The organism is Desulfobacula sp., assembly GCF_021107415.1.
The window spans coordinates 1-10,255 of sequence record NZ_JAIOSW010000348.1; the positions used below are offsets into that span (position 1 = coordinate 1).

Annotated in this window: 6 protein-coding genes and 1 pseudogene; 6 read left to right on the forward strand and 1 reads right to left on the reverse strand. The window is 46.3% G+C overall.

Annotated features, from left to right (window positions below; all coding sequences use genetic code 11):
• The first annotated feature begins 143 nt into the window (after window positions 1-143).
• Genes K8S13_RS17655 through K8S13_RS17680 form a run of 6 tightly spaced genes read left to right on the forward strand, consistent with a single transcriptional unit; the run spans window position 144 to window position 8,347 of the window.
• Window positions 144-3,077 (forward strand): 2Fe-2S iron-sulfur cluster-binding protein, encoded by a 2,934-nt coding sequence (locus K8S13_RS17655; RefSeq protein ID WP_291464565.1) that lies wholly within the window; start codon window positions 144-146, stop codon window positions 3,075-3,077.
• Between the two features lie 10 nt (window positions 3,078-3,087).
• Window positions 3,088-3,723 carry a sarcosine oxidase subunit gamma SoxG gene (locus K8S13_RS17660; RefSeq protein ID WP_291464567.1) on the forward strand — a complete coding sequence of 212 codons (636 nt, stop codon included), beginning with the start codon at window positions 3,088-3,090 and terminating at the stop codon, window positions 3,721-3,723.
• Window positions 3,724-3,766: 43 nt separating this feature from the next.
• Window positions 3,767-5,104, forward strand: coding sequence for an FAD-binding oxidoreductase (locus K8S13_RS17665; protein WP_291464569.1), 1,338 nt, complete (start codon window positions 3,767-3,769; stop codon window positions 5,102-5,104).
• A gap of 48 nt (window positions 5,105-5,152) precedes the next feature.
• Window positions 5,153-5,923 (forward strand): electron transfer flavoprotein subunit beta/FixA family protein, encoded by a 771-nt coding sequence (locus K8S13_RS17670; protein WP_291464571.1) that lies wholly within the window; start codon window positions 5,153-5,155, stop codon window positions 5,921-5,923.
• Complete coding sequence (locus tag K8S13_RS17675) at window positions 5,920-6,882, forward strand: electron transfer flavoprotein subunit alpha/FixB family protein (RefSeq protein WP_291464573.1); 963 nt, start codon at window positions 5,920-5,922, stop codon at window positions 6,880-6,882. Before K8S13_RS17670 ends, K8S13_RS17675 begins: the two co-directional genes overlap by 4 nt.
• Before the next feature lie 52 nt (window positions 6,883-6,934).
• Window positions 6,935-8,347 (forward strand): sigma 54-interacting transcriptional regulator, encoded by a 1,413-nt coding sequence (locus tag K8S13_RS17680; RefSeq protein ID WP_291464575.1) that lies wholly within the window; start codon window positions 6,935-6,937, stop codon window positions 8,345-8,347.
• A gap of 26 nt (window positions 8,348-8,373) precedes the next feature.
• Here the strand turns inward: K8S13_RS17680 and K8S13_RS17685 are convergent.
• Window positions 8,374-10,255 (reverse strand): annotated as a pseudogene (locus tag K8S13_RS17685) (hypothetical protein); the annotation flags it as partial.

Below are 10,255 nucleotides of genomic sequence, written 5' to 3' on the forward strand. Positions count from 1 at the left end.
TACTATTTTTGACAATATTAGTAATTAATAGTAATTAAAGTTTTTCTACAGAGGTTTAGGATTAACATATCTTAATATTTCATGCGCCCTCAAGATGCCCCCGACATTCTGTCCGTGCCTAAGGTAAAATCAGGAGGGCAAAAATGATGAACCGGTTTAATCATCTGCCGACATTGAAAATCGATACGGCTCAAAAACTTGCCTTTATCTATAAAGGGAAAAAACACTATGGCGTAAAAGGTGACACAGTTGCCAGCGCTCTTTTTGCCAATGGGGTAAGAATATTCGGCAGAAGTTTGAAATATCACAGACCCAGAGGGCTTTACAGCCTTGACGGCGAATGCAGCAATACCTGCATGGAAGTGGACGGGGTTCCCAATGTCAGGTGTGAAAATACCCTGCTTGAAGATGGCATGGTGATCAAAGAGCAGAACGTTAAAGGGTCTGCAGAAAATGACATGATGGGGTTTCTTGACAAAATGGACTGGATGATGCCGGCAGGATTTTATTATAATGTCATGCACAAGCCTGCAAAGGTCTGGCCCATTGCCATGAAGCAGATCAGGAAAGCTGCCGGGCTTGGCAAAATCAGCCCTGATTATGAAATGCCCGGTAAGTTTGATGAAATCTTTTTGAACACAGATGTCTGCGTCATTGGCGGCGGACCTGCCGGAATGATGGCTGCTTTGTCTGCCGCTGAAAAAGGGCTCCGGGTCATCCTCATGGAAGCCCGTCCCTGGCTGGGCGGTTTTTTTGAATACAGGTCAATGGCGTATAAAGATCGACATACACTTCATGACAGAGCCCGGCACCTTGCAAAAGAAGTGGAAGCACAGGATAATATACGATTGTTCACCCATACGTCTGTTGTGGGAACTTATAATAATAATTTGGTAACCGGGTTTCAGATTGGAAAAAAAGAAGATGTCTTTGACCAGCGCTATATTGAGATAAGAGCCAAAAGTGTTGTGGCCGCTGCCGGATGTATTGAAAGACCCTTGATTTTTGACAATAATGAAAGACCGGGTGTCATGCAGATTGCCTGTGCCTTGCGTATGGCTAAAACCTATGGGCAGCTGCCCGGTAAAAAAGCTGTTTTCAGCATTGGTCATGACCTGGGTCTTGAAGCGGCCCTGGAACTCCATGATCTTGGCCTTACCATTTCGTGTATTGCTGATATCAGGGAAGATGGTCAGGATCCCCGGTTGCTCAAAATAATTGCAGATAAAAAAATCGTATTACTTAAAGGGTGGGTGGCTGCAAAAGCCCACGGGGCAAAAATTGTAAAGAAAGTCACCCTTTCAAGTGTTGACGGACAGATTTCCAAAACTTTTTTCTGTGATCTTATTGTGGCATCTGCCGGTATGACACCTGTCACCGGTCATATTACTGTGGCGCAGGGGACACTCAAGTATGATAATTATACCGGTTTTTTCCTGCCGGATAAACTGCCTGAAAAAATGCATGCCGCAGGGCGTATCCTGGGACTGAATGATTCCTTATCCATTGAAGCATCCGGAACACTTGCGGGGTTAAAGGCTGCCTTTGACTGTGAAAATTGTTCGACCGATTCTATTTTGGGGGAAATCGGGGACGCCAAAAAAGCCCTTGAAAATCTTCCCGGACCGGTTCGGGGAACAAAACTGGTTACTGCACCGATTAAAGGCCGTAAGAGTTTTATCTGTTTTGATGAAGATGCCACCATTAAAAATATCAAACAGGCCATTGAAAAGGGGTTTGATGTGCCCGAACTGATCAAGCGGTTTACAGCGACGGGCTTAGGGCCTGGACAGGGCGGAATCCCGGGGCATAACCTGCCCCTGTATGTGGCGAAATACCAGGCATTGCCCGATATTTCCATCCGGCCCACCAATGTACGGCCGCCGCTGGTGCCCACGCTGATCTCCACCTATGCCGGTGTGAACCACAAGATGTTTAAAATAACCCCCATGGATGAGATGCAGAGACAAGACGGCAGTATTTTTAGAAATATCGGTGTATGGCAGAGAGCCCGCTATTTTTCCAATGATTTATCCTGCAAGAAAGAGATTGAGAATGTCAGATCCAATGTCGGAATACTGGATGGGTCTACCCTTGGTAAGTTCAGAATACATGGACCCGATGCATTAAAAACACTCCAGCGGGTGTTTGTATCAGACATGTCCAAGATAAAGGAAGGACGGATCAAATACTCAGCCATGTGCAATGATGACGGTTGCGTGATTGATGATGGTGTTGTCATTAAACAGGGGGAGAATGATTATTACTTTACCACCTCAACCGGCCGGGCAGGACAGACCGTTGAGTGGCTCAGATATCATACACGGTATGATGGATGGGATTTTGCCCTGGTAAATCTTACCGATTCATTGGGCGTGATCAATCTGTCCGGGCCCAATGCCAGGAAGGTATTGGAAAAAATCGTAGATATTGATGTTTCCAATGACGCCTTTGGGTACTCAGAATACAAGGAATTTAAAATCCAGGATACAATTCCGGTCCGAGCCATGCGACTGGGATTTGTGGGTGAGCTCTCCTATGAACTGCATGTGCCGTCTTCGTATATGAAGGCTGTCTGGGTCATGCTCAATGAAGCTGGTAAAGAGTTTAATATTCAAAATTTTGGAGTTGAAGCCCAGAACGTGCTTCGTATGGAAAAATGCCATGTCATCCTGGGATCGGAATCTGAGCAACGGACCAATCTTCTGGATCTGGGCCTGGGATTTTTGTGGGACCGCAATAAGGCTGAAGCAAAAACTGTTGGTGCTGTAGCACTGCGTCAGGCCGAGAGCGATCAGACCCGGCTTAAACTGGTTGGTTTCAAGATGGAAAACAATGGACGGGCGCCCAGAGATGGCGCGCTGATCGTGGATGATAAGGTCAGGGGATATATCTGTACGGCAAGAGACAGCTTTTCATTAAACGAAGCAGTGGGTATGGCCCTGGTCGAGGCACCTCTTTCCAAAATCGATACCCGGCTTGAGATTTTTGAAGATGAATGCGGCGATGATCGGATTTATGGAAAAGTGGTAGCAATGCCGTTTTATGATCCTGAAGGTAAACGGATGAAAATGTAAGGGAAAAATCATGAAAGAGATACAAAGAGTTTCCCCGGTTGGTTTTAAAAGTACGCCATTAAAAACAGAAAACAGAGACAACTGGGAAGTCGTTATGGAATATAGTGGTGAAGGAGACGGGCCATACCTGGTTGACGTAAGCCACAGACCCAGGTTTGATTTGCAGGATTCCAATCTTGCCGCCATTACACCATTTGGCATGACACTTCCGGAAGTACCGGGCAAAAGTCTGCTTGAAAACGGGATTCTTGCCAGCCGGATGAATGGCATCCAGGTGTCATTGTTCAATCTTGCCGGACAAGATGATGTCAGTATGCCGGGTGAATCCGGGTATACAGATGTGACAGAATCAACGCTCTGTGTGGCCTTGATCGGCAAAGACGTGTTTTCAATTTGTGAGAAATTGACGGCACTTGATTTTATGGACCCACAGAGAATGGCGCCCTTTCTTTTCCAGGGACCTTTTTCCCATGTGCCGTGTCAGATTGTGACATTGAGCAAGGCAGGTGACGATTCAGGACTGGTATTGACCTGCTCAAGAGGATATGGAAGAGATATGATTCATTCCATCCTTCATGCAGGAGAAGAGTTTGGGCTTACACCTGCAGGGGAAAGCAGATTCACCAGTTGGATTAAAAGCTTATAAAAATGGCATCAGCCATTAAATTTAATAGTATGGAGATAAAATTATGAACAAAAAATATGATGCAATTATCATTGGGGCTGGTGTCATCGGATCACCCATTGCCTATGAATTATCCAAGATGGGATATAAAACCCTTAATGTTGATATGCTGCCGGATGCCGGGGAAGGTTCAACAGCCGGTTCCTGTGCCATTGTAAGAGCCCATTACTCTACTGCCGACGGTGTGGCAATGGCTTATGAAGGCTTTAAATACTGGCTGGACTGGAAAAATTATCTGGGCAATGTAACAGATGAAAAAGGCCTTGCCAAGTACATGAACACCGGATCAATCCTGATCAAATCCCAGGGACATGACTGGAAAAAAGTTCAAAAAAATTATGACGAAGTGGGGGTTCAGTACGAAGAATGGGATAATGATAAGATAAAAGCAATGGTTCCGGTGGCAGATCTCCATGAATTCTGGCCGGTGAGACGCCCTGAAGACCCGAAGTTTTTTGATGAGCCGACCAAAGTGGTTGAAGGCGCTATTTTTTGTCCTGAAGGCGGTTATGTGAATGACCCTGCCCTTTCTGCCCATAATATCATGAGAGCAGCTGAAGCCAAAGGCGCTGAATTCATTTTTAATGCCGAGGTGGTTGATGTCAGAAGCGAAAATGGTAAAGCAGCCGGTATTACATTGAAAGACGGTACACAGATTGATGCAGGGATCGTTGTTAATGTGGGCGGGCCTCACTCGTTTTTGATCAACCAGATGGCTGAGGGTGTATGGGAAGGCTGTAATATTAAAACCAAGGCCTTAAGACATGAAGTTATGTATTGTCCTTCACCGGATGAATATGATTATCTCAAAGACGGGTATCACATGTCTGATGGGGATATTGGCTGTTATGTACGCCCGGAAGTGGGGAATACATTTCTCATCGGCAGTGAGGACCCGGAATGCGATCCCCAGGAATGGGTTGACCCTGATGAGTTTTATGCCGGTAAAGGCGGACATGGCAAGGATAATGTCCTGACCGATGAACAGTGGAAAGCGCAGTGCTACAGGCTTGGCAAACGGATTCCAACCCTTCAGGTACCCAATCAGCCCAAAGGGGTTGTTGATCTTTATGACTGTTCTGATGACTGGATTCCTGTTTATGATAAGTCTGATCTTCCCGGGTTTTACATGGCCATTGGCACCAGCGGCAACCAATACAAAAATGCACCGGTTGTCGGCCGCATGATGGCTGAGTTGATTGATTCCTGTGAAAAGGGCCTGGACCATGATAAAGAGCCCTTCCAATACAAGTTCAAGTATACGGATAGGTCAACCGATGTGGGTTTTTTCTCAAGAAAACGGGAAATCAACTATAATAGTTCCTTTTCCGTAAATGGTTAGAGAGGTTTTGTAAAAAAAAGAAAGGTTAATTTTTAATGGTGAAAACTTATGCAAATCTATGTCTGTGTTAAACATGTTCCTGATTCTGCAGCTCATATTACCCTTGTTGATAAAAACCATATTAATGAAAAGCTAGCCTTTCTTTTAAATCCCTATGATGAACATGCGGTTACCGAAGCCGTCAGGATTAAAGATAATCTTCCCGGTGCTGAAATTATTGCAGTCTGCCTTGGAAAGGATAATGCAGAAAAAACCCTTGGGTCTGCCCTGGCCATGGGGGCTGACAGGGGGATTCTGATTGTAAGTGATGAAAATCATGACAGCATTGAAACTGCACAAGCCCTGAAGGCTGCCATTGAGCAGGACACAACAAACCCGGGGCTGATCTTTACGGGCAAAGAATCCATTGATGCCGAAGGCATGCAGACCATGTTCCGTATTGGAGCCCTATTGGATTTTCCTGTTGCCACAAATGTGGTCAAACTGGATATTGAGGCGGGCAGTGTAATCGTTGAAAGTGAATTATCCGGCGGCACTGCCAATACCTATGAAATGTCGTTGCCCTGCGTGATCGGTGCTGGAAGGGGATTGAATACCCCCAGATACCCGACCTTTCCCGATATAGTTAAATCCAAGAAAAAGCCGGTCAAAAAAATTATTTTTGCAGATCTGAACATTAAACCCTCAACAGCCGGCATGAGCATTGTTGAGCTTGAACCCCTGGAGCAAACCCGGAAGCCAAAGGAGATAACAGGGGATGCAGGTAAGGTTGCAAAAAAAATTGTAAAAATTCTTAAAGATGAAGCAAAGGTCATATGATGAAAAATATCGGCATCATCATAGAAACGGATAACGGGAAAATCAAAGAGACCAATTTTGGCATGATCACCCTGGCAAGGGACAATGACACGCAGCTTTTTGCCTTTGTCATGGATGCAGATGCAAGAGCCCTGAAACAGGATCTGGAATCTTTTGGCATAACAAATATTATTGATGTCTTGCTTTCACCAGACCAGCAGAACAATCCGGTGATCAGGGCAAAAGCCATCATAAATGCCATTAAAGAATTTAATATTTGTGCGGTTTTCGGTCTTTCAACCGCAATAGGCAAAGATCTTCTGCCGCGAATTGCAGCCCTGATTGAAGCGCCTTTGGTCATGGACTGTTTTCATGTTGACCTTGAACAAAATCTTGCCAAGACATCCCAATATTCAGGCAAAACCATTGCCACGATAAAACTTACAGGGGAGGTTCTGATTCTGGGTGTAAGACCCAATGCAATTGAACCGGTAAAGGCTCAAGGGCCAGCCCAAGGATCGGGTCAAAGATTGGAATTGAAACCGGACGGAACAAACCTTGTTTCCAAAGGATTCAGGGTTATTAAAACAGGTGAAGCTGACAAGAACGCAAATATTGATCTTGTTGAGGCGGATGTGATTATTGCCGGAGGGAGGGGAATGAAAAATGGTGAGAATTTCACCCTCCTTTCAAAATGTGCAGAAAAGCTCAATGCTGCTGTGGGAGCTTCGCGTGTGGCAGTGGATTCAGGCTGGGTGCCCTATGCAATGCAGGTGGGGCAGACCGGTGAAAAGGTAAGCCCCAGGGTCTATATCGCCTGTGGCCTATCCGGGTCCATCCAGCATTTTGCCGGCATGAAGACCGCAGGAATGGTGATTGCCATCAATACGGATGAAAATGCCGCAATCATGTCCAATTGTGATTATTATGTTAAGGCGGATGCATTGGAAATCATACCGGAACTGACAAAAATATTGTAACCCAAATAATTATAGAATGGCTGATTCAAAAAAAAACAAACCGGGAAGATTTTTGCAAAAATTAGACAATACAGATTATCTGTCTATTTTTGATGATTTCAGTGATGGGGTAATTGTTACAAATGCCAATGGCGTGATTGTATATTACAATCGTGCTATATCCCGCATTGATGAATTGAATCACGAAGATGTTATCTCCCGTAAAATTACAGATGTCTATGACCTTGATAACTCCACCAGCATTATCATGCAGTGCCTGACAAAACAAAAGTCCATTATTGATGAACCCATTTATTACCGCACAAGAATGGGAAAATTTGCAAACACCATCCACAATGTAATGCCCATTTTTAATAAAAACAAACTGGTCGGTGCCATCTGTTTTGTCAGGGATTATCATGCCCTGGCCAATACCATTGCATCCATGCCGCTGCCAGGCAAAGACCAGCAGTTTGACAGTGCATCCATTACATTTGAAAGGATCATTGGGGAAGATCCAGTTTTTGTTGACGCTATTAACTCTGCAAAAATGGCTGCCGGCACACCCTCGCCTGTGATGCTTTTTGGTGAGACCGGAACCGGCAAAGAACTGTTTGCAAGGGCTATTCACAATCACAGCTCACGAAGTGCAAAAAAATATACGCCGGTAAACTGTGCTGCCATTCCTGAAAATCTTTTGGAAGGAATCTTGTTTGGTACATCTAAAGGCGCTTTTACCGGCGCAGTGAACAGGGCCGGATTATTTGAAAGAACCAGCAAAGGCACTATTTTCCTTGATGAAATCAATTCCATGCCCACAGGGCTGCAGAGCAAAATTCTGCGAAGTATCCAGGAAAACACGGTCAGAAGGGTCGGCGCCCTGAAAGAGATTGAAACAGATTTGAAAATCATCAGTTCGGTTAATAAGGATCCCCATATCGCCATTGCAGATCAAACATTGAGATCGGATCTTTTTTACCGCCTGGGCGTGGTATTTATCCATATTGTACCCCTGCGGGAACGGATGGGAGATCTTAAGCTTTTGGTGGAGCATTTTATCGAAAAACATAATGTCCTGCTGTGTAAAAATGTGAAAAAAATTTCCAAAGAAGTCATGAAACTTTTTAAGACGTATAACTGGCCGGGCAATGTCAGAGAGCTTGAGCATGTGATTGAGGGGGCTATGAATGTTGTGGGTACGGATGAGGTGATTCAAATTAAGTACCTGCAAACCCATTTTTCAAACTGGCCCTTAAAAGCCAAACCTGCCAGACCCAGAAGAAGGTATGGAGAGGTGTTTTCAGAAGGGCACAACACCAATTTAATTAAAAAAAAATCAGCGCATGAAGAAAATATTATAAAAAATGCCCTTCTTGAAAACAAAGGTAATATCACCAGAACAGCCAGGTCCCTTGGGATTTCACGGCAGCTTCTGTATTATAAAATCAAGAAATTTAATATCAGCCGCAACAATGCAATAAAATAAATTTTTCAGTTTTATAACTATTACGGCTACTCCATATCAATTGATCCTTCTTGTCCGTTGTCATATTGTCCCTGTCCGCCTGCGGCTTGGATATTTGCCTCATCCAGGGTAAAAGAGACGGAGCAATCAATGGCGATTCTCCCACCACCACCGCCAACGCCGCCGTTGTTTCCACCACCATTGGCCTCGATGGTGCCGTATCCTTCAAGAGTTTCAGTGACGATATTCACCGTTCCCCCGGAGCCGTCACCAGCTGCGCTGCCTACAGACTCGCCACCGTTAGATCGGATTGCTCCGTTGACCGTCATGTTGGTGGCTGTGATGAAGATAACCCCTCCCCCGTCACCACCATCGTGATGCTCGTAGGCCCCGCCGCCGGAACCCGGATCAATTGGGTCGGTCAGGCTGCCATATATGGGTCCGGCTACAGCAGAACTGTAAACTCCGCCGAGACCACCATGTGATCCGCCGGCACCGTAAGATGAACCGTAAACATTACCCTGGGTTCGACCGAACTCATTATATCCCCTGCCGCCGTTATATCCCAGGCCGGTTGTGTCTATGCGGCCTGTTTCTTCAATAACCAGGTTACTAACCAACAGGTCAAGCCGGAAAATCAAGGTTGTGGTCGTATTAAAATGGGTCAGCAGCCCATACTCGTCAATGGTTATGGTATCGGTGACGGTCAAGAAGTCTCCTGATATCAGGCGGCCGCCACGACGGAAGGTCAGATTGTCGCAGGTGAAGATACCGGCGTAAGTATCTTCTTGCTCTGCCACATCGGCAAAGTGGGCACCATTTTCGTTGGGTGTTATTACTGTAATGGTGGCATCGGTATTGTTCAGGATAACAAAAGATTGATCCTGGCTGGTGTCCGGATTGATCCTGAGTCCAACCAGTCCATTGGGCAACATTCGAACCAATCCATCTGTAGTCATAGTATCGATAGCACCATCAAGATCCTGATCACTGAGCACACCGGCCGTACCAGAACCAATATGGGGCAAAGGTGTGGACTGTGATGCGGTGCCGTTGGGATTACCATCTCCATCCACCACCTTGTCGTCAATATAGAGAACGCCGCTATTATCCTGATTGTTGTATTCAATGTACACTGTGCCGGCAGAGGAATACCTGTCATGATATTGACCATGACCGGCCAGGGCGATGATATTGTACAGGTCAGCCAGGTTGTAAGTCGGATCAACAGAGTCGCAGTAGACCGCTACCCGGCCGCCGCCGCCGGCTGTACCGTAACCGTTGCCGCCGCCGTTGGCTTCAATGGTTCCGGTGCCTGCCAGTTGTGAGGTGTGGATCAAAATGGCACCGCCGGAACCGTCACCGGCCGCACTGCCTACAGATTCACCGCCGTTGGCTCGAATAGCGCCGTTGACAATGACTGTATCAACTATGAGGCAGATTCGACCACCGCCGTTACCACCATCGGTATACTCCCAGGCCCCGCCGCCGGAACCGAGTTCATCAGGCTGTTTTGGATCACCGTAGACAATATAGCTGTCAGCGTTGATATATCCGGCTCCCTGTCCGCCGTATGATCCACCGGCCCCGTAAGAGGCGCCTTCAATGTCACCCAGGGTGTGTCCACGCTCGTTATAGTCTGTACCGCCACGGTATCCCCTGCCGGTCATATCAATTGCGCTGCCTTGGTCGACCTGAATCGTTGCGGCATCAATGACTAATCCTGCTTCATTGCCGGTGCTGTGCGATAATACGGAGTTGCCGGTGACAAGGAGAGTGCCGGAAATGACAATGGGGTCATCTGCCAGCACTCTGGCCTGGTTACTCAGGGTTATGGTGTCAAAACCATACCCTTCCGGAATAGTCAGGTGGGTCCAGGGTGTGTCAGGGCCACGGCCTGTGATCACGATGGCACCGTTGGTTTCTTCA